Below are 22,328 nucleotides of genomic sequence, written 5' to 3'. Positions count from 1 at the left end.
TATTGTAGATTGGTATAAATATAGGGATTTGCGGTTTTCGCAAGATTTGGGAGGCAGTAATGCAGGTTTTAGAAGAAATGAACATGGAGGAAGTTTTTGCTAATATAAAACTTTCTAAAGCGGTGAAGGGTCTGTCTGAGCATAACCCGGTTATGACACAGAGATTTGGTGCAGATCCGTATGCGCTTGTTTACGACGGAAGGGTTTATCTGTATATGACAGGAGATAAGCCTATGTATGATGCTGATGGCAAGCTTTTGGAAAATACATACAGCAATATTAATACAATATGTGTTGTATCATCCGAGGATCTTGTTAACTGGACTGATCATGGTACGGTCTATGCGGCATCAGAGACCGGTGCGGCAAATTGGGGTGCTAATTCATGGGCTCCCGCTGCGGCATATAAGAATATTGATGGAAAAGACAAATTTTTCCTTTATTTTGCAAATAATGGAAATGGAATAGCAGTTCTGTCCGCGGACAGTCCGGTAGGTCCGTTTACGGATCCTATTAATGGGCCTCTTATTTCCAGACAGACACCTAACTGCGCGGAGGTTACATGGCTTTTTGATCCCGCAGTTTTAATGGATGATGACGGAAGCGCTTATTTATATGTAGGAGGCGGTGTTCCTTCTCTTGAAATGGCTGCAAATCCGGGTACGGCAAGAGTTGTAAAACTTGGCGACGATATGATCAGTCTTGCTTGTGATCCTCAGCCTATTGAGAATGTTCCTTTCCTGTTTGAGGATTCCGGAATCAATAAGATGGGCGGGAAGTATTTCTATTCATATTGCTCAAATTTCAGCATGATGCCAGAAGATGAGGAGAAGGAAGGTTATTTGCAGGGAGAAATCGTAACACTTGTGTCCGATTCACCTATGGGACCGTTTAAGCGTTATAAGCCTGTTTTAAGAAATCCTGAGCATTTCTTTGGACTTGGTGGAAACAACCATCATTGCATGTTTGAGTTTAAGGGAAACTGGTATATCACATATCATGCCCGCATTCTTGAGGAAGCGATGGGAATGAATGGCGGATACAGAAGTACAAATATAGATGTACTTGAGATTGAAAATGGCGGTCCGTCCGTTTCAAAGGGAACCCGAAACGGAGTTGCACAGCTTTCTCACCTTAATCCGTATGATGAGGTAAAGGCAGTGACCATGGCAAATTCTGCCGGAATAGACACTGTGCAATATGGTGAAGAGGCAGAGAGATGCGGTTCGGGTGATATGATTGTCACCGGGATGAGTGATGGAAGCTGGATTGGCGTTAGCGGTGCTGATTTTGGAAATGAAGAGCCTTTTGAAATCTGTCTTAAAGTCGGCGGCAATGGATCAGGTGCTATCCGCGTGAGCCTGGACAGACCGGACGGTGAGGTTCTTGCCTATGTTCCGGTGGAGGAACAGGACAACGAGGTAGCTGATGTGTTTGTCTCTTTGGATAAGACCCCGAGCGGAGTACACGATGTATTCTTTACTTTTGCCGGAGAAGGATATGAATTACATTCATGGAGATTTGTGAAATGATTAAAGAGAAGGTTTCCTTAGGGACAATAAATCCTATAATTCCGATGGATTATCCGGATCCGGATGTAATTCGTGTTGGGGATGTATACTATTTAGCTACTACAACCATGCATTTTTTTCCGGGTTGTGAGATATTGAGATCTTATGATTTGCTTCACTGGGAACATGCGTCTTATGTATATGACAGACTTGATGATACGCCCGGCCAGCGCCTTTTGGATGATGAGAACATCTATGGAAAAGGTATGTGGGCGCCGTGCCTCAGATATCATAACGGTAGTTATTGTCTGAGCTTTTGTGCTAATGATACGCAAAAGACGTATTTGTATAAGGCAGATTCAATTACAGGCCCATGGAAGAAACAATATATTGAAGGTTTTTATCATGATGCGAGCATTTTGTTTGATGATGGCAGAGTTTTTATCGCATTTGGTAACAGGGAGATAAAGCTGGTTGAGCTTGACAGCGATCTCAAAGGCCCCAAGGAAGGCGGGCTTCAGAGAGTGCTTGTTAAAGAGGAAGGAAATAATTTCCTTTCTTATGAGGGTTGCCATTTTTACAAGATAAATGATAAATACTATCTTTTCCTTATACATTCTTTGCCGGATAGATGGATGAGAACGCAAAATTATTTTGTTTCATCTTCGCTGGAAGGCGAGTTTCGCGGAGGAGAGATATTCTGCGACGATATGGGCTACTTCGGACAGGGAGTTGCTCAGGGCGGTATAGTGGATACTCCTGACGGGCACTGGTTTACAATGCTCTTTCAGGATAGAGGCGGAGCCGGAAGAACACCGTTCCTGTTGCCGCTTCGATGGAAGGGAGCAGTTCCGTTTATAGAGGAAAATGGCAGACTTCCTGCAGAGATAGAGTTGTGCAATGCAGATCCCGGCTATGAATATCTGCCGCTTTGCGGAAGCGATGATTTTAGCGAAAGCGGGAAGATATCTGATGTGGCTGATGGAAGAAAAACTGAAAAGCGGGAATATGACTGCTTTGGTATGAAGAGCTTCTGGCAGTTCAATCACCAGCCGGAGATGTCTCTTGTAAAGCAGGACACAAAGAAGAAAAGGTTTCTCATAAAAACCGACAGGCTTTGTGAGAGGTTTGATAAGGCGATAAACTCTTTGACGCAGAGAATGACACTGCCTCGAAGCAGAGCAAGTGTTATTGTAAATGTCGAAGGATTAAAGGATGGTGACAGGGCCGGAATCGGCATTTTGTGTGAAGAATACTGCTATCTTGCCGTTGAAAAGACAGAAAAGGGCAACGAGCTGCTTCTTATCTCCAACGAGGAGGGAAAAGAAGTAGAGAAATGCAGAGAATTATTGGGAAATGATAAGGCTTATGCTTTCAGAATAGATGCAAATACCTTTGCACCTGTCGGTAATGCGACGGTATTCTGGAGGAAGCTTTCTGAAAAAGACTTTAATCCGATTCCATTTTCAAAGAGTCTCAAATTCACTCTGGCGCATTTTACCGGCTGCAGATTCGCGCTGTTTATGTTTAGTAAAAAGAGCATCGGCGGAGAAGCTGCATTTTCAGAATTTAAATATGAGGTGTATTAAAAAACAGGGAAACGCTTATATGGGCGTTTCCCTGTTTGGTTTCTTAATAGTAGTTCTTTAATCAAATTATACTTGTAGCAAAGGAGTCTTCTTCAATTGCCTGCTCATTGGTATCCGCTGCGTCATTTTTGTTATGGCTGAAGAGTGCTCTGTACTCTCCGGGAGTGCATCCTTTCTTGGCCTTGAAGGTTCTGTTAAAGGTAGAAATGCTCGAAAATCCGGCCTGAAGAGCAACATCTGTTATTGAAAGATCGTGCTGTGAGAGCAGGATTTCAGAGGCTTTAATGCGGCGACCTATAAGATAATCGTAAAAGGTGCTGTTCATGTACTCTTTGAAGAGTCTGGTGAAGTGGAACTTTGAAAAACCGCTGAAATCAGCAACTTCATCAAGGGTAAGGTCTTCGGTATAATGTTCATCTATATATTCAAGAACGCCGTTAAGCCTTGTGAAGTAATCTCTCCTCTTGTTCGGGCTGCTCTCAGTAAACAGATGAATCTGGTTGAGCTGACATCTGGTTAACAGGGTAAAAGCCTGAAGGAGATTAGCATAAATTGAAAATTCATAAAACTCCGTATTCTGGAAATATTCGTTCCAAATCTGTGTGAAAAGGTCATAGATTTCGCTGTAAACAGGCGCATAACTCTCTGGAGTTATGTGAATGCAGCTGTTTTTTACAAACAGCATACCGGTATAGTCCTTAACCTGTGAGAAGAAATCTACATTAAAAAGGCATATGAAGCGAGCTCCGCTCTCGGGAGCATGAAGATGGTGCATTTTACGGGGAGAAATCATGAGAATTTCTCCGGGAAGCACGTGATGAGGCTCGTTATCTATATCCACATCATAATAATTATCGATGGGAATGATCACTTCCATAGCATCGTGCCAATGGGGCAGATAATCACTGGTCTCGACATTATACCAGATGCGAACGGACGCATCCTTGGGGAAAATACTGTTTTCCTTTTCAGCGACCATGACCCTGTTTCTGAAATCGGTATTCTGCTGATAAAAGTTAAGATTGAGATTTTTCTTGCTGTTCTTCATAGTACCCTCTTTGTTATAAAACCAATATTTGACAAATTGATATTTGCTATTTATACGCAATTATTGCGAAACGCAATCTTTTATTTCCGTACTTTAGCATATATTGCTGGATATAGTAAATAGAAAAAGCCCTATTTTAGCAAGTTTGTGAAATGCGTACAAGAAATGCATGTAAAATTTGGACTTAAAAAAGCAATAAGTGAGAATTAAATAGCAACAACAAAGAAGAAAAATTTTGCTCAAAGTTGTAGCTCACATTTTGCGATTATGAACAGAATATGTTCTATATATAAACTAATTATTAAAAAGGGGTGCATGTAAAAATACAGTATTGTATAATATTAACAAAAAGCAGCTCCGTTTTTTGGAAAGTGTCTAGCAATAAGCGCGTATGGAAAAGCAAAATATGATAAGCATATTATTCTGTAAACGGATAAACTTTAGTAACAGCGTAGCTTTTAAGGCTTTTAGCAAATTTTGAGAAGTAGAAAGGAATATTTCGGGATGAAATATGATCTTATAAAGCGCCGAAGGGTTGACGTCGCGGCATTACTGATGGCAGCGGCAATAATCGGTACAGGATGCGGACAAACCCCTGTAGGAAGCACTACTGAGACAAATAATGCGGAGGAGATAACCGCAACATCTGATGAATCAAATAATGAGCAGCAAGACACTGCTAATGAAGATGATAATAATGAAGCTTCTAATATAGAAGAAAGTGCTGAGGAAGAAACGGAAGCAGAAGAAGCTGAAGAGGAAAAGAACGACGAAGAAAACGATGATAGCGCCGAAGAGAGCGAGGAGGAAGAGTTGCCTGCACTAAAGGACAGTGTTGAAAAAACAATGGGATGCAGGTTCGGATGTGCAATAACAGGGCAGGAGCCTTGGGATCTGAGCGTTTGGGATATAGTAACCAAGCATTTTAATTGTGTAACACTTGGAAATGAGTTGAAACCGGATTCGCTGTTCGGATACAGCAACGGAAAGTGTCCGGGGACGGAAGAAGCCGAGCTTAACGGCGAGACGATAACAGTTCCGGTTCTTACTTTTAAGAATCCCGAGAAGATTCTCGACAAGATACTTAAGTGGAACGAAACTCATCCGGATCAGGCGCTGCAGGTAAGAGGACATGTTTTGCTGTGGCACTCACAGACTCCCGAGTGGTTCTTCCATGAGGATTATGATAAGGAAAAGCCATATGTGACAGCCGAAGAGATGGATAAGCGTCAGGAATGGTACATAAAGTCAGTGCTTGAACATTTCGTTGGTGAAGACAGTAAATATAAGGATCTGTTCTATGGATGGGACGTTGTAAATGAAGCGATTTCCGATTCGACAGGAACCTACAGAACGGATACGGAGAGGCCGGATGAAGATCTCTCAGAGGATACACATGGCGGCAACTCAAGCTGGTGGCACGTATATCAGAACGAAAGCTTCATTATAAATGCTTTCAAATATGCAAATAAATATGCACCTGAGTCACTTGAGCTTTATTACAACGATTATAACGAGTGTAATGCCAAGAAGAGAAGCGGAATCTTAAAGCTTCTCGAAGCGGTAAAAGCTGAGGAGGGTGCTCCCGGAGAGGGAACAAGACTTACGGCGATGGGTATGCAGGGACATTACAGCGTAAGCGGTCCTTCAACAGCTGAGTTTGAGACTTCTGTAAAAGCATACGGAGAAGCGGTTGGAAATATTCAGATTACTGAGTGGGATCTTTCGGCCAGTGATTCTTATGACAGCAGCGATCCGGCATCGGTTGAGGCTGAGTACGAGAAGAACAGAAAGCAATACAACCTTCTATATTATGTACTTAAGTCAGCTCAGAAAGCCGGAACCGCAAAAGTGACAGGAATGACTTTCTGGGGAACCATTGATAAGTATTCATGGCTTCAGTTCCGCTCCAATGTAGGCGGTGGTAATAAATCGGGACAGTCACAATGCCCGCTTCTATTTGACAGTAAATATGAGCCTAAACCGAGTTTCTGGGTATTTGCAGAGACAGATTCGGAATAAAAGAATTTGGTGGATAACATGAAAAAGACTTCCAGAACAATTTTAATTGTAGTCGGCGTTTTAGCAGTTCTGATTGGAATATGCGTACTTCTGTCGATGAGAGATGTGGATGATTTCCATAATAAATATGAAGGATCAGATCTTTCGGTTGATGTTGAAGGTATGGAAAGGACAGGAACCTACACACTTTACCTGAATGGACATGCAGATGCAGATAAACCGAGTGAGTCAATAGACATTGATCTGTATGATAATCAGAGCGAAGGAGATGTTCATGAGGAGGACAGTCCTGAGGGAGATGTAGAGAAAGCTCTCTACACAGAGACAGGATCCAAGGTGACTTGGAAGGTCAATGTACCTAAGGCTGGATTGTATAACCTCTATGTTAACTATTTACTTCCCGAATCCAGAGGAGTTCCGGCAGAGAGATCGGTTTTGATCAATGGGGAAGCACCTTTCGAGGATGCAAGAAACATCACATTCACAAGAATATGGACTGATGGCGGTGATGTTAAAGTAGATAACCAGGGTAATGAGATAAGACCTACACAGACAGAGGTTTTTGACTGGCAGAGTGCATACTTCAGAGATGACATGGGATTCATTACAGAACCTTATCAGTTCTACTTTGAACAGGGCGAGAATGAACTCACACTCGAAGCGGTAAATGAGCCGATGCTTATTTCGGAGCTTCAGGTTAAGGCAATTGAACAGCCCAAGACATACGCAGAGTATTCTGCAGAGGTTGGTGGCAAGGACGGTTCAGATACAGCCAAGACATTTATTCAGACAGTACAGGGTGAAGATTCAACATTAAGATCAGAATCTTCATTATATGCAAAATATGACAGATCTTCACCGACAACTGTTCCCAACAGTGTTACACATACAGTTCTTAACTATGTCGGTGGTGACAGCTGGAGAAGTTCCGGACAGTGGATTGAGTGGGATATTGAGGTTCCTGAGGATGGATTATACAACCTGATGATTAAGGGACGTCAGAATTACTCAAGAGGTTCTGTATCAAGCAGACGAGTTCTTATCGATGGCGAGGTTCCTTTTGGCGAACTTAACGAGGTGTCATTCCCGTTCGAAAACGACTGGAACAGCTTAACACTTGCAGATGAAAACGGAACACCTTACAACATTTTCCTCACAAAGGGTACACATACAGTAAGACTTGAGGCTACCCTCGGAGGACTTGGTGAGATTCTTGAAGAGCTTGAGGATTCAACCTACAGACTCAACCAGATTTATAGAAGAGTACTTGTATATACAGGAGCAAATCCTGATATTTACAGAGATTATCATATTGAAAAGACCTATCCTGAAATTATGGAAGCTATGGATCTTGAATCCAAGCGTCTCTATAAGATAGTAGATGATATGGTTGCATTCAGTGGACAGAAAGCAGATCAGATAGCATCAGCGCAGACAGTAGCACAGCAGCTTGAGAGATTCTGCAAAAAGCCTCAGAAGATAACCACAGAGTTTACAGCATTTAAGGATAATATCACAGCACTTGGTACCGCATCACTGAACATGAGTGATACAAAACTGGATATTGATTATCTGGTAGTATCAGGTACTGGCGTACAGCCTAAGAAAGATAAAGCAAATTTCCTTTCAAAGAGTGGTCATGAGATTAAGTCTTTTGTAGCATCGTTCTTCGTTGATTACAATTCGGTCGGTGATGTATATGATGCAAACGGATCAGATAAAGTAGTTAAGGTTTGGATACTTACAGGTCGTGATCAGGGTACAATTCTTAAGTCCATGGTGGATGATACCTTTACACCTGAGAGCGGGGTTAAGGTTAATGTAGAAATTGTTGCACCTGACGCACTTCTGAACGCGGTACTTGCGGGAAGAGGTCCTAACGTAGTTCTTTCAGTTGGTGCCGATCAGCCTGTAAACTACGCACTCCGTGGAGCTGCAGAGGATATTACACAGTTTGAGGGATGGGAAGATGTTCTTGCTCACTATTCCGAGAGTTCATATGAACAGTACAGACTTGACGGACATGTATACGGAATTCCTGAGACACAGACCTTCAACGTAATGTTCTACAGAAAAGACGTACTTGAAGAGCTTGGACTTGAGCCTCCGCAGACCTGGCAGGAACTTATTGAGATGATGCCCACAATTCAGGGAAGCAACCTCTCAGTCGGAATACCTACCGCAGCAGGTAACAGTGGTTCAGCAACAGCTTCAACCGCTATCATGTCAAGCACACCTGATCTTTCAATGTACTTCTCACTGCTTTATCAGTATGGCGGAGACATGTACAACGAAACCGGTACAAAGACAACCGTCAATACCGAGGCAGGCGTTAAGGCATTTGATGATTATGTAAGATATTTTAACGATTATGGTCTTCCGGTTATCTATGATTTTGTAAGTAGATTCAGATCAGGAGAGATGCCAATAGGTGTTGCGCCTTATTCAACATATAACACACTTATGGTATCAGCACCTGAGATAAGAGGTCTTTGGGACTTCACACTTATACCCGGAACAGAGAAATCCGACGGAAGCATTGACCGTTCAGACTTTATAACCGGTAGTGCAACAATGATGATCAAGGAAGAGGACGAGGAGCTCAGAAAGAATTCATGGGAGTTCATGAAGTGGTGGGCTGAACCTGATACACAGATCAGATTTGGTCGAGAAATAGAGGCTCTTCTTGGTTCTTCCGCAAGATATGCTACAGCGAACAGAGATGCATTTAAGAATCTGTCCTGGAGTGCAGAAGACATAGAAGTACTTGATGATCAGTGGGATCAGACAGTTGGAATCAGAGAGGTTCCCGGCGGATACTTCACCGGACGCCATATCTCCAACGCTATACGTAAGGTTATAAACGAAAAGGTTGACTCACGAGAGACAATTATTGACTACTCGATCCTGATAGATGAAGAGATTGTAAAGAAGAGGAAAGAGTTTGGTATGCCGGTTGAAGAATAAACCGGTACAGGCACAGTAATCCGAGATATTTAGGAGAGAAAGAATGAAAGAGTATCTTCAAAAATACTTCACTCTGCGTAAACATGAAGCGCAGGTGGCAGTTAAAAAGGCGAAAAATCGAAAAATGTGCTATCTCTTTCTTGCACCCTATGCGATTTTGTTCACCATGTTTTATATTTTTCCGGTTGTGGCATCCATATATTTTAGTTTTACATATTACAACATATTGGAAGCACCGCGATTCATCGGTCTGCAGAATTACATCAGCCTGATTCTGCAGGACGACATCTTCCTAATCGGTGTGAAGAACACGCTGTTGATTGCAGTAATTACCGGACCGCTTGGCTACATAATGTCCTTCCTTTTTGCCTGGCTGATTAACGAATTGCCAAGATGGGTACGAAGTATAGCAGTCATGCTGTTTTACGCACCGTCGATCGCGGGAAACTGTTATGTTATCTTCTCTGTATTCTTCAGAGGTGATGCATACGGTTATGTAAACGCATTCTTGATGAATGTCGGAATAATTGACAAGCCGATCTTGTGGCTCATCAATCCGCAGTACATGCTGCCGGTTTGTATGGGAGTTATCCTTTGGATGAGTCTTGGTTCAGGATTCCTTTCCTTCGTGGCAGGTCTCCAGGGCGTAGATAAATCCCAGTTTGAAGCCGGATACATGGATGGTGTAAAAAACCGTTGGCAGGAGCTTTGGTACATCACACTTCCCAACATGAAGCCTATGCTTATGTTCGGTGCCGTTATGTCCATAACACAGGCATTTAACGTATGTGAAGTCACAATGGCTCTTTGCGGATATCCCAGTACAGACTATGCAGCAAGAACAATCGTTACTCACCTGTTTGACTACGGTTTTTCAAGATTTGAAATGGGATATGCATGTGCTATAGCGACAATTCTGTTTTTGATGATGATCTTATGTAACAAAGCAATTCAAAGTCTCTTGAGGAGAGTGGGAACCTGACATGAGTAAATTAAGCAGCAAGAAAAAAATTGAAAAAGAAGAGAAGGAACAGGTTTACCGTAAAAAGCTGATAAAGAGAAGGAAACCTAACCGGTCAATCGTAGGAGACTTTTTCCTTTACTTATTCCTAATACTGGTTGCCATGGTAATGGTTTTCCCGATCGTTTATGCAGTAAGTAGTGCGCTGAAACCTCTTGATGAACTGTTTAAGTTCCCGCCTACAATTTTCCCTCAGCATCCGACACTCGATAACTTCTCGGATTTGTTCGTAACAATGGGAAAATCATGGGTAACCTTTTCAAGATACCTGTTTAATACAGTGTTTATCACATTTGTAGGAACATTCGGCCACCTGATCATTTCATCTATGGCGGCATTTGTACTTGCTAAGTATGAATTCCCCGGAAATCAGACATTCTTCAAACTGGTTACCGTAGCGATGATGTTTACAGGTTATGTAACAGCAATTCCGAACTACATTATTTTGAACAAACTTGGATGGATTGATACATATTGGGCTATCATAATACCTGCGTTTGCAGCACCTATGGGACTTTTCCTTATGAAACAGTTTATGGAAGGTCTTCCGACTTCACTTATTGAAGCGGCAAAGATTGACGGCGCAAATGAGTGGAAGGTATTTTCCGGAATAGTAATGCCAAACGTTAAGCCGGCGTGGATGACACTGATTATCTTCTCTGTGCAGAGACTTTGGAATGACAGAGCAGCAACATTTATCTATTCCGAAGAAAAGAAGACTCTGGTATTTGCACTTCAGCAGATTCAGAGCGGTGGTATTGCAAGAACAGGTCAGGGTGCAGCCGTACTGGTTGTAGTAATGATCGTTCCGATTATCATCTTTGTATTCTCTCAGAGCCAGATCCTCGAGACAATGGCTAGTTCAGGTCTTAAGGACTGATGAAGAACATTACCATACCATATTTGGAAAGGTGTTAGTTATGCAGACTATGAAAAAAATCGTAAAGGGAGCAGCTGCTGTTTTGGCAGGACTTGTGGTAATAACCGCCACTCCTTTGACGACATACGCAAGTGAATACGGATATACCTATAACTACGATTATTGGGGAGATGTTCAGGAAAGCCCTGATTTTTATACAGTTTGTAAGGTGTTTACCGCATCAGACCTGGGACTTGATAAAAACTTAAACAACCCGGATGGAATTTTTGCTTACGGTAATATGATATACCTCTGTGACAGTGGTAATAACCGTATCCTGGAGCTGAAAAGAGATTCCGCGGAAAAGCTTGAACTGGTAAGAATCATAGATTCTTTCGAGGGTGATTGTGAGATAAAAACATTTTCCAATCCCACGGATGTGGCTGTTTCGGAGAGCGGTGAATTCTATATTGCCGATCAGGGCAACGCGAGAGTGTTAAAGCTTGATAAAGATTTAAATTACTTGATGGAATTTACAAAGCCCAACGATAATACTCTTGATCCGAGCCTTGTATTCCAGCCTAAAAAGCTGGCAATTGATTCAGCAGGCCGTGTGTACTGCATAGCAACCGGAATCAACAAAGGTCTGATCAAGTATGAAAATGACGGAACTTTCTCAGGATTTGTCGGAGCTACACCGGTAAAATTCGATTGGACCGATTATATTTGGAAGAAATTTGCTTCTCAGGAACAGAGAGCGAAGATGGTATCCTTTGTGCCTACAGAGTATGAAAATATCTTCATGGATTATGAAGGCTTTATATATGCGACAACTGCCATAAATGAGGATAAGGCAAGCAAAACTGATAATGCCGTCAGAAAGCTCAATCTCGTTGGAAGTGACATTCTTGTACACAACGGAGAATGGGGAATCCTCGGAGATCTTTACTGGGGTTCCGGCGGTGGATATGAAGGACCTTCAGTATTTACTGACGTAACTGTCATGGAGAATGATATCTACGTTTGTCTCGACAGAAACAGAGGCAGATGTTTCGGATATGATGATCAGGGAAATATAGTGTTCTGCTACGGTGGAAACGGTAATATGAACGGATATTTCAGAAAGCCTACTGCAATTGACTGCATAGGTCACGACCTTTATGTAGTGGATGCGCTGGACAACTCAATCACGGTTTTCGTACCTACAGAGTTTGGACAGACAGTATATAACGCAGTAGAGCAGTTCGACCAGGGTAAGTACACCGAGTCTGGTGAATCCTGGGAGAAAGTAATGAAGCAGAACGGTAACTACGATCTTGCATATATTGGAATAGGAAGATCACTTCTTCGTCAGAAGCGCTATAAGGAAGCTATGAAGTACTTCGAGCTCAAGTATGACGATGATAATTATTCCAAAGCTTATAAGCAGTACCGTAAGGAATGGGTAGAAGATCATATTGTCTGGATTGTAATTGTTATTCTGGCATTATTCCTTATTCCTCTTGGAACCGGAAGAATCAATAAAATCAGACATGAGATTGACACTGCAGATATTTTCATGAATTTACAGGACGGAGAAAAATAATGGCAGCTATCACAAAAGAGAAATATGATCGATATATTGACTCGCTGAAGTTTGCTCTATACTGCATCACTCATCCGCTTGACGGATTCTGGGATCTTACGCACGAAAAGAGAGGAACTTACGCAGCAGCAAACACAATACTGATCGCGACGGTACTTATACGAATACTTAAGCTAAGATATACAAGCTTCATATTCATGACTGTTTATTGGGAAGATCTGAATATCTTCCTATATATAGCAAGTATCCTCTTCCCCTTGAGTTTGTGGGTAGTAGGTAACTGGGGGCTTACCACTTTGTTTGATGGTAAAGGTCGTCTGGGACAGGTTTACATGGCTACATGCTATGCACTTACTCCCTACCCGCTTGTACAGTTTCCGCTGATGATATTCAGTAATTTTGTAACTGTTGATGAAGCTGAGTTTTATGCTATGGTCAGTGCCATATCGCTGGTTTGGGCTGCACTTCTGGTTATAGCGGCAATGGGACAGATTCATGAGTACTCAGCAGGAAAGAACCTGCTTTTTACAGTAGCAACACTTTTTTCAATGCTGGTAATGATCTTCATACTGATGATTTTCTTCAGTATGATATCTCAGGGAGTATCCTATTTCATATCTCTGGGTAAGGAATTTTTGTTCCGACTATAGGAATTACGGATGGGAGCAGACATGAAGGATAAAAAGAACGGAAAAATACGACAGATAGTAAAGAGCCTTGCGGCTCCGGTCATAATATGTGCGCTGATACTTGCTGCCGTAATTTTCATAATAAATCATAAAAATGCCAGTGATACGGGTGAAGCGATTGTACCATATTCGTATGAAGGCGGAGAGGATGCTGAGCCGATTATCGTAGAAAACGATAAGCTCAAGCTTGAGATGGATCCCCTCACCACACAGTTCACTGTTACAGTTAAGGAAACAGGTAAGGTATGGAGATCTAATCCCGAGAATGCAGCAACTGACAGTGTTGCTCTTCCTGAGGAAAAGGCAAATCTTCAGTCCCCGCTTATTATGTCATATGCGGTTGTAACCGGACTTGAAACAACATATAACACCTATGCTTACAGTACATCAAACCAGATATATAACATAACTCAGGACGGTGATTCCATAAGAGTTGATTATTCACTGGGTGATGTAATCAAGGAATATGTTATTCCTCCGGTAATCACCAAGGATAGCCTTGATGCATGGCTCGATAAGATGGATAAAGGTGATGTCAACTTTATTCAGCAGTATTACAAGAAATATGACATAAACAAGCTTGGTAAAAAGGATAATAAGGACGAACTTTTGGCAAATTATCCTGCCCTTGCCGATAATGTAATCTACGTTCTTCGTGATAAAACCAAGGAGAATGTTAGAAAGAAGATGGAGGCGGCCTTCGAAGCTGCAGGATATACCTATGATGATTTCCTTGCAGATAAGGCGCAGGATCTTTCAGTAAAGAGCTCTGACAAGCCGGTCTTCAACGTAAGTGTTGTTTATAAGCTCGATGGAAACGACCTTGTTGTTGAGGTTCCCATGAAGGACCTTGCATATAAAGAAGATTCACCGATTTATACCCTTACACCTCTCCCATATTTCGGAGCAGGCGGAACAGACGAAGAAGGCTACATGTTCGTGCCTGAGGGCGGCGGAGCAACCATTAACTTCAACAATGGTAAAACATCACAGAGCAGCTATTATACAAATGTATACGGTTGGGATATGTGTCTTAGCAGAGATGCGGTTGTTCATAACACCAGAGCATATTACGGAGTATTTGGTGTAGCTGAAGGGGATGATTCCTTTATCTGCATACTTGAAGAAGGAAGCCCTTATGCATCAATCCAGGCTGACATCAGTGGAAAAAATAACAGCTACAATTATGTAAACGCTGTATACAGTATATGTCAGAGAGAACAGTATGACGTAGGTGATATCGCTAACAGTGATGTGTATGAGTACGTTCCTTCACTTCCGGATGAGACACTTACAAGAAGATATACATTCATCAATTCCGGAAACTATGTAGACATGGCTAAGGAGTATGGAACATATCTCGATAACAAATACGGCGATTCTCTCGCAATGAACAATGATGAGAGTGCTCCTGTAGCAATTGAAATTGTCGGAGCTATCGATAAGGTTAGACAGATTCTCGGAGTACCGGTTAAGAGACCGCTTAAACTCACAAGTTATAAAGAAGCAGCTGATATGATTAAGGATCTCAGTGCATGCGGAGTCAAAAATATGTCAGTTAAGCTTACCGGTTGGTGCAACGGCGGTGTTGACCAGAAGCTACTAAAAAAGGCTAAGCCGATTGGTAGTCTTGGAAGTAAGAAGGATCTTAAGAACCTGGCAAAGGTCGGAGAAGAGACAGATTCCACAATCTACCTTAACGGAATCACACAGTATGCTAACTCTTCAAACCTGCTTGACGGATTTTTCTCATACAGAGATGCTGCAAAGCTTATCAGTAAAGAGCAGGCTAAACTTTATGATTACAGCCATATAACCTACGCACAGAGAGAAAATTCAGATCATTTGTATTATCTGCTTCATACAAACCTGGCTATGAATATTGCAGATAAATTTGCAAAGGCAGTAAAGACCTACAATGCAGGAGTAAGCTTCCAGGATATGGGTAAAGATCTTTCTTCGGATTTCTACAGAAAGAAAACTCAAAGCAGGCAGAGTGTTAAAGGCCTTCAGGAGGAAGAATTCAAGAAGATTCAGTCCGAGGGAACACCCATCATGATCAATATGGGTAACGATTATGCAGTACCGTATGCAAGTATGGTTACAGATATGGATCTCAGAGGAAGTGAGTACACAATCCTTGATCAGTGCGTGCCGTTCTACCAGCTTGCTGTACATGGAAAAGTTAATTACACCGGCGATTCAGTAAATGTCGGCGGCAATCAGGAAAATGAAGTTCTTTACAGTGCTGAGTATGGCGCAGGCCTGCAGTTTACATTTATGAAGGAAACTTCATTCGCAACACAGAAGACACTGTACACCGATTATTATGGTGCTACATACGACTCCTGGAAGGACAAGATGGTCGAGATCTATACAAGATATAATGAAGAGCTCGGACATACCTTTAACCAGGAAATGGTCGACCACGAGAATATCACTGAGGATTTATCCCGTACAGAGTATGCGGACGGAACTAATGTCTATGTAAACTACGGATACAGTGATGTACAGACACCGGACGGAAAGACAGTTCCTGCCAGAGATTATCTGGTTGTCAGATGAGAGGAAATGGTTTTATGGAAAAGCAGAAGCAAAAAAAGAAAATTGTAGGACTGCAGAAGAGAAAAGCGAAAGCAGGTTATGCATTTATTGCGCCTTTCGTAATCGGATTTCTGGTGTTCATGATAAATCCTTTAAGGCAGTCTCTTCAGATGAGTTTTTGCAATGTTGAGCTGGGAGCGGGTGATTTCAAAACAACCTGGCTTGGTCTTGCCAATTATATCTATGCCTTCAGAGTAGATCCTGAGTTTACAAGACTGCTGGTTGAAGAGTTATCAAGAATGATTGTTTACTCACTGGCTATCATAGTATTCAGTTTCTTCGTAGCACTGATACTTAACCAGAAGTTCAAAGGACGTGCTCTTGTAAGAGCGATATTCTTCCTTCCGGTTATCCTTTCATCAGGTGTAATCGTTGGACTTGAGTCAAACAACCAGCTTATGGCAGCACTTGCACAGACAATTGAACAGTCAACACAGGGCGTAAGCGTAACGGCTGCTATGGAAAGTATACTTCGTACTGCTGGCATTGGAGTAAGAGCTTATGAAAAGGTATTTGAAGTTATTAACAATATCTATGATGTTGCTATTGCTTCAGGTATTCAGATCATTATCTTTCTTTCAGGTCTTCAGAGCATTTCATCCAGTATGTATGAGGCTGCTGATATCGAAGGATGTACAAAGTGGGAAAGTCTTTGGAAGATTACCTTCCCGATGATCAGTTCACTTTTCCTCGTAAACTGGCTCTATACAGTAGTTGATTTCTGTATGCGTTCCGATAACGGAGTTATCGAAAAAATCCAGAAGGTAATGGTTGACCAGTTGCAGTATGGTAATGCGTCTGCAATGTCCTGGATATACTTCATTGTAGTACTTGCATTTGTTGGAATTACATCTCTTGTTATCTCGAAGGGAGTTTATTACTATGACTGATATGGCATTAGCACAGAAAATGAGAGCCGGTGCGGAAAAAAAGAAAAATACGGATCATTCCCAGAAAACTTTTTGGGAAAGAAACAAACTTTCCGGCGGATATCTCTTAAAAAAGCGTATAATGGATGTTGGTGTTAGTATTGTAAGATTCATTCTACTTTTTGGAATGTGCTTCATGATACTTCAGCCTATCCTAAATAAAATATCAGTCAGCTTCATGACTGAGCAGGATTTGTACAATCCTATTGTTATTGCGATTCCTGAGCACTTTACAACAGCGAACTACAGACTTGCTGCGGAGCTCATGAATTACAGTCAAGCTCTTGTGAATTCACTTATTGTAGCACTGACAATCGCACTTTTGCAGATTACGGTCTGCACACTTGTAGGATACGGATTTGCAAGATTCGACTTCCCGCTTAAGAAGATATGGTTTGCCTGTGTTATTCTGGTAATCCTTATCCCGCCGCAGACAATAGCAAGTTCACTGCATCTGCATTTCAGATTCTTTGATGTACTTGGCCTTATTAAGCTTACAACGGGAAGTACATTAAACCTGAGGGGTTCAGCTATTCCTTACTATCTGATGAGCGCAGGCTGTATGGGGTTAAAAAATGGTCTGTATATATTCATCATCAGACAGTTCTTCAGAGGACTTCCTATTGATCTTGAAGAAGCTGCATACGTTGACGGATGCGGAATGCTTAAGACCTTTGTAAGAATCATGCTTCCACAGGCTAAGCCGCCTATTACATCATGCTTCCTGTTTGCCTTTGTTTGGCAGTGGACAGATGGATTTTATTCCAGACTGTTCCTTGGAAACACAAAGCTTGTAAGTACAAGCCTTTCACGTATCATTGATAGTCTGGGTGCTTATATCCAGCGTATCAATGGAGTTAAGACTACAATTTCAGTAGCTTATTCAAACTGTATCCTTGCGACAGGTACACTGATGATCATTATGCCGCTCATCATTCTCTATCTCTTCGCACAGCGAGCATTTGTAGAGAGTATTGCAAGTACAGGTATCAAGATGTAAAAAATCTCTTCGCACCGCGTTGGTGGGAGAGTATATGTAATATTTTTCTTATCAGGGAATGCCCATTTGCCCTGGTTGCACCCGGGAATGCGCCGGGGCAGATGGCTTCTATATAACTTTAAAAGAGATTTTCAAATCTCAAAACAAAAGGAGGACAAAAATGAAAAGGGCATTAACCAAAAAAGTAACAGCTGCTATTACACTTGCAGCAATGACAATGAGTGCTGTTGGTTGTGGCGCTACATCTAATGGGGGAGATGCAACAACAGCAACTTCCACAGAGACAGCAGAGGACACAACAGCTACAGCTGAGGAGAGCACAGAAGCAGCTGAGGATACAGCAGAGGCTGAGTCTGAGGATGCTGGCGATGCAGAAGAAGCTGAGGCTGAGGATGCTGGCGATGCAGAAGAAGCTGAGGCTGAGGATGCAGAGGAGAGCAGCGATCTCTTTGAAGTAAAGACAGATGCAGATGGTAATCCTATCGATCTCGGCGGTATGGAAATCATCATTCGTGACTGGTGGTCAGGCGACCCGGCTGAACCCGCTAACGATTATGAGGAAGCTCAGCAGGAGTACAGAGATTGGATTCAGGAGACATACAACTTCACAATTAAGCAGCAGGCTATTTCTGACTGGGGTTCAACACCGGCAGATTTCGTTGACTATGCTACAACAGGCGGCGACGAGAACTATCTCTGGATCCTTCGTGATGATCCGGCTATCACATCTGCTATGGCAAGCGGACTTATGTATGATCTTTCTACACTTGACTGCCTTGATTTCAGCAAGGATAAGTTCCAGAAGAACAGACTGCATGAGCAGTATGGCAAAGACGGCAAGATTTACGCTATGTATGCTGGCATGTCAGAGCCCAGAACAGGTGTATACTTCAACAAGAGACTTCTTACAGATGCAGGTATCGACCCTGAGACAATCTATGATATGCAGGCAGACGGAACATGGACATGGGATGCTTTCGAGGATCTTCTTTCCAAGGTTCAGCGCGATACAGATAACGACGGTGTTATCGATATTTACGGTATGACACTTAACGAAGGTGTTATGACAACACAGGCAATCTTCTCTAACGGTGGCGACATTGTTGGTAAGGATTCCAGCGGTAAGTACACATATGACCTTGAGAGCCCTGAGACTCTTGAAGCTCTTGAGTGGACAGTAAAGATTTTTGATAACTATGATGCTGAGAAGGCTAATCCTGAAGGCGCTGAGTGGGATTACTACAAAGAGCAGTTCATTAACGGCCAGGCAGCATTCCTCGTAGAGGATGAGTATGCTGGAACACCCGGCAACTTCCTTGAGGATATGACAGACGAACTCGGTTTCGTAATGTTCCCGAAGGGACCTAAGGGCAAGGATTACATCAACGTTTGGACAAACAACCCGGTAGCTATTCCTGCTTGCTATGATGAGGAGAAGGCTTGGAAACTTGCATTTGCTTGGGATCTTTGGACAAATCAGCCTGAAGGCTATGAAGACTTCAACGGATTCCTTTCTACAGCACGTAACGGTATCTTCGATACAAGAGCTGTTGATGAGACAATCACAATGATGTCAGAGCCTCAGTACGGCACAATTGCTTATCACGGCATGATTCCTAACATGAGCATCGGTTCAGACTTCATCTGGAACATCACACCCGGTTGTGTAGTTTCTGAGCAGGTTGAGGCTATTGCTGATACATGGAAGGCATACATCGACGATGCAAATAAATAATTTCTGCTTAACTCGATAAGTGGAGAATCAGAGGGGCGGCTGAACTTTTGGCCGCCCCATATTTTTTCAGAGGTATTAGTTATGAACAAGGTAAAATTTCATCTTCCGGGACTTAGATACAATTATCCGCTAAATATGTTCTGGATCAGTCTTTTGGAACAGCACCCCGAGTATTTCAGGGAAGGTGTTGAAATAGCATCATTTTTCGGAGCATTTCCGCTTGCGCTTTGGAATGGCGGAAGATTCCTGGGGAACGATCAGTGTGATGCAGGATTCGTGAAAAATGTGGTAAAGAGCATCAACGCAAAGGGAATACCGATCAGGTACACCTTTACAAATCCGCTTCTGACCGAAGATGATCTGGATGATCCTTTCTGTAACTTCTGCATGGAAGTCGGCGATAACGGAATGAATGAGGTCCTTGTTTTTTCGGAAATATTGGAAACGTATCTGAGGGAAAAATATCCCTCCTATCATTTCAACAGCACAACCTGCAAGGAAATTCGTGATGTTGAAGCTTTGAATGAGGAAATGAACAAGGATTATAAGTATGTGGTCCTTGATTACAATTTAAATAACAAGTGGGATTTATTAGAGAAAGTAGAGCACAAGGAAAAGCTGGAAGTGCTCATAAACGCTTGCTGTGTGCCTGATTGCAAGCGCAGAGGCGATCACTACAAAAATATTGCAATAAATCAGAGAACAACCCTTGAGAACAGAAAGCTTCCCAAGGATAAACAAAAGCCCATAAAGCCCTGGACCTGTGAATACGGCGATAAGAATTGCATATATACTATTCAGGAGTATTCAACCTTTGTTTCTCCGGAGATGATCTGGGAGAAATATGTGCCTATGGGTATAAATAACTTCAAAATTGAGGGAAGAACAGGAAATCTCTTCTCCTTAATAGAAACCTACAGTTTTTACATGTTAAAGCCAGAGAAGGTCGGAGAGGCAAGACTACTGCTTCTCAGAAATCTCGAGAGCTCAGGAATAATAAGTGTTAACAAACCCAGGCCGGGCAGATGGCCGTGATAGAAAAGAGGACAGCATGAGTAACGAAGAAAGAAAGGGGCCGGTAGCCCCTAAGGATCCAACAAAGAAAAGACCATATTTTTACATAATGCAGGACAAGGGAATATTTGCGGCACCTCAGCCGGATGGAAGAGGAATTCAGTTTATATATGAAGACAGCGGCAGACTTCCAGATTCTGCAAAGCTGACAGGTAATGTAACGGATGAGAAGCTCCTCGATATGCTAAGGACTGCGGAGGGCTTTAAGAAGCTTGTACACAGCATAGGTGTATCCGTTACGGAAGATTCAAAGACTGAGAAGGTTAATTTCGTATTTCAGATGTATGGCGCAAACCAGTGCGATCCCGCAACAATGGTAAGCAAAGAGTTTGTGGCAGACGGCTCAGAGCAGATTATAGATCTTACCGAGATAACATGGTATGACACAGATACCGTACCGGGACAGATCCGCTTTGAATTTGAAAAATCAGGCATACAGGCTATGGCAGATGTGTGCTTTTATCTGCACGATGGATTCGAAGCGCCTGAGCAGCTTTCAGACAGCGCAGTAGACTTTGAATCTGATGCATATAAGAAAATGATTGCCAATTCCGTAATGAGTAAGGGTAATCTCCTGCGTCTTCGCAGCGTGACCGAGAAAGCGAAGAGAGGAGAGGATGTGACTCTCTCATTTATAGGTGGATCAATAACTCAGGGTGCGGGCGCGATTCCGATTCATGAAAAATGCTACGCAAGAATATATGCTGATGCATTTGAGAAAGAATTCGCAAACGGCGGTGCAGTAAATCTAATAAAAGCAGGCGTCGGCGGAACGCCCTCCGAGCTTGGAATGATCCGTTTCGAGAGAGATGTTCTCCGTGACGGTAAGGAAAACCCCGATTTAATAGTAATAGAATTTGCCGTTAACGATGAGGGAGATGAGACCCAGGGCGTATGCTATGAGAGTCTTGTAAGAAAGTGCCTTGCATTACCATGGAAACCGGCTGTTATTTTATTATTCGCAGTATTTTCCTACGATTGGAACCTTCAGGACAGACTTTCACCTGTCGGAACAAATTATGACCTTCCGATGGTGAGTGTTCTTGATGCGGTAAGTCCTCAATTTGGCTTAAAGCCCGGCGAGGGAAGAGTTATTTCCAAGAAGCAGTTTTTCTATGATATCTATCATCCGAGTAACCTCGGACATCAGGTTATGTGCGATTGCCTGATGGAGATGACCAGAGAATCAGTAGGAAGTACGGATTCTGATGAAGATCCGGCTCTTCTTGAAAGAAAGCCTGCGATCGGAGCTGATTTTGAAAAAGTATTCCTTATTGATCGTCAAAATCCCGGAAGCGCAGAAATACAGGTAGGCGCTTTTTCGGGAACAGATAAGATGCTCCAGATGGTTGAAATGGACAGTGAGGTGGTTCCTGTGCCGGAATTTCCATATAACTGGTATTACGACGGAGAGAGTGACAATCCGGAGCCATTTTGCATGAAGATAAACTGTAAAAAGCTTCTTATCGTATCAAAGGATTCCGGAGAGAATATATTCGGAACCGCCGAAGTGTACGTGGATGGCAAAAAGGCTATTGATGCCGATCCTCATATTAACGGATGGACACACTGTAATCCTTTGATAATCCTTAATGAAGAGGAGAATACGACACACGAAGTAGAAGTTCGCATGGCAAAGGGTGATGAGAGAAAGAAGTTTACAATTCTTGGATTTGGGGTTGTGGAGTGATAAAA

15 protein-coding genes are annotated in these 22,328 nt (G+C 42.4%); 14 read left to right on the top strand and 1 reads right to left on the bottom strand.

Features of this window, described 5'->3' with window-relative positions; genetic code table 11:
• Positions 1 to 59 precede the first annotated feature (59 nt).
• On the top strand, positions 60 to 1,532 hold the full coding sequence (locus BLR42_RS06430) for a glycoside hydrolase family 43 protein (RefSeq protein WP_091867597.1): 1,473 nt from the start codon (positions 60 to 62) through the stop codon (positions 1,530 to 1,532).
• Positions 1,529 to 3,100, top strand: coding sequence for a glycoside hydrolase family 43 protein (locus tag BLR42_RS06425; protein WP_091867595.1), 1,572 nt, complete (start codon positions 1,529 to 1,531; stop codon positions 3,098 to 3,100). Before BLR42_RS06430 ends, BLR42_RS06425 begins: the two co-directional genes overlap by 4 nt.
• A 61-nt stretch (positions 3,101 to 3,161) precedes the next feature.
• Here the strand turns inward: BLR42_RS06425 and BLR42_RS06420 are convergent, their stop codons facing one another.
• Positions 3,162 to 4,148, bottom strand: coding sequence for a helix-turn-helix transcriptional regulator (locus tag BLR42_RS06420; protein WP_091867593.1), 987 nt, complete (start codon positions 4,146 to 4,148; stop codon positions 3,162 to 3,164).
• A gap of 504 nt (positions 4,149 to 4,652) precedes the next feature.
• On the opposite strand from BLR42_RS06420, the gene BLR42_RS06415 reads away from it, so the two are divergent.
• The 12 genes from BLR42_RS06415 (at position 4,653) to BLR42_RS06360 (ending at position 22,323) form a co-directional block, all read left to right on the top strand.
• Positions 4,653 to 6,170 carry an endo-1,4-beta-xylanase gene (locus tag BLR42_RS06415; protein ID WP_091867590.1) on the top strand — a complete coding sequence of 506 codons (1,518 nt, stop codon included), beginning with the start codon at positions 4,653 to 4,655 and terminating at the stop codon, positions 6,168 to 6,170.
• An 18-nt stretch (positions 6,171 to 6,188) separates the two neighbouring features.
• Positions 6,189 to 9,137, top strand: a complete 2,949-nt coding sequence (locus tag BLR42_RS06410; protein ID WP_091867588.1) for an extracellular solute-binding protein — start codon at positions 6,189 to 6,191, stop codon at positions 9,135 to 9,137.
• A 43-nt stretch (positions 9,138 to 9,180) separates the two neighbouring features.
• Positions 9,181 to 10,119, top strand: coding sequence for a carbohydrate ABC transporter permease (locus tag BLR42_RS06405; protein ID WP_091867586.1), 939 nt, complete (start codon positions 9,181 to 9,183; stop codon positions 10,117 to 10,119).
• A 1-nt stretch (position 10,120) separates the two neighbouring features.
• Complete coding sequence (locus tag BLR42_RS06400) at positions 10,121 to 11,038, top strand: carbohydrate ABC transporter permease (protein WP_091867584.1); 918 nt, start codon at positions 10,121 to 10,123, stop codon at positions 11,036 to 11,038.
• 40 nt (positions 11,039 to 11,078) lie between these two features.
• Complete coding sequence (locus tag BLR42_RS06395; protein WP_091867582.1) at positions 11,079 to 12,602, top strand: NHL repeat-containing protein; 1,524 nt, start codon at positions 11,079 to 11,081, stop codon at positions 12,600 to 12,602.
• A complete protein-coding gene (locus BLR42_RS06390; protein ID WP_022761231.1) occupies positions 12,602 to 13,252 on the top strand; it encodes a YIP1 family protein in 651 nt (216 codons plus the stop codon). The genes BLR42_RS06395 and BLR42_RS06390 overlap by 1 nt, the downstream gene beginning before the upstream one ends.
• Before the next feature lie 21 nt (positions 13,253 to 13,273).
• Complete coding sequence (locus BLR42_RS06385) at positions 13,274 to 15,856, top strand: DUF5696 domain-containing protein (protein ID WP_139165114.1); 2,583 nt, start codon at positions 13,274 to 13,276, stop codon at positions 15,854 to 15,856.
• A gap of 14 nt (positions 15,857 to 15,870) precedes the next feature.
• The gene (locus tag BLR42_RS06380) at positions 15,871 to 16,785 is read left to right on the top strand and encodes a carbohydrate ABC transporter permease (RefSeq protein WP_026498156.1); all 915 of its coding nucleotides are present in this window, start codon (positions 15,871 to 15,873) and stop codon (positions 16,783 to 16,785) included.
• Positions 16,778 to 17,824, top strand: coding sequence for a carbohydrate ABC transporter permease (locus BLR42_RS06375; protein WP_242879232.1), 1,047 nt, complete (start codon positions 16,778 to 16,780; stop codon positions 17,822 to 17,824). The genes BLR42_RS06380 and BLR42_RS06375 overlap by 8 nt, the downstream gene beginning before the upstream one ends.
• A gap of 160 nt (positions 17,825 to 17,984) precedes the next feature.
• Positions 17,985 to 19,559, top strand: a complete 1,575-nt coding sequence (locus BLR42_RS06370; RefSeq protein ID WP_139165113.1) for an ABC transporter substrate-binding protein — start codon at positions 17,985 to 17,987, stop codon at positions 19,557 to 19,559.
• 81 nt (positions 19,560 to 19,640) lie between these two features.
• Positions 19,641 to 20,594 (top strand): hypothetical protein, encoded by a 954-nt coding sequence (locus BLR42_RS06365; RefSeq protein ID WP_022761236.1) that lies wholly within the window; start codon positions 19,641 to 19,643, stop codon positions 20,592 to 20,594.
• Between the two features lie 16 nt (positions 20,595 to 20,610).
• Positions 20,611 to 22,323, top strand: coding sequence for an SGNH/GDSL hydrolase family protein (locus BLR42_RS06360; protein WP_091867575.1), 1,713 nt, complete (start codon positions 20,611 to 20,613; stop codon positions 22,321 to 22,323).
• Positions 22,324 to 22,328 lie beyond the last annotated feature (5 nt).

It is taken from the genome of Butyrivibrio sp. INlla16, assembly GCF_900104155.1.
Taxonomy (GTDB): Bacteria; Bacillota; Clostridia; order Lachnospirales; family Lachnospiraceae; genus Butyrivibrio.
The sequence above is the reverse complement of the archived record's forward strand: the minus strand, read 5'-3'. Positions and strand labels throughout refer to the sequence as shown.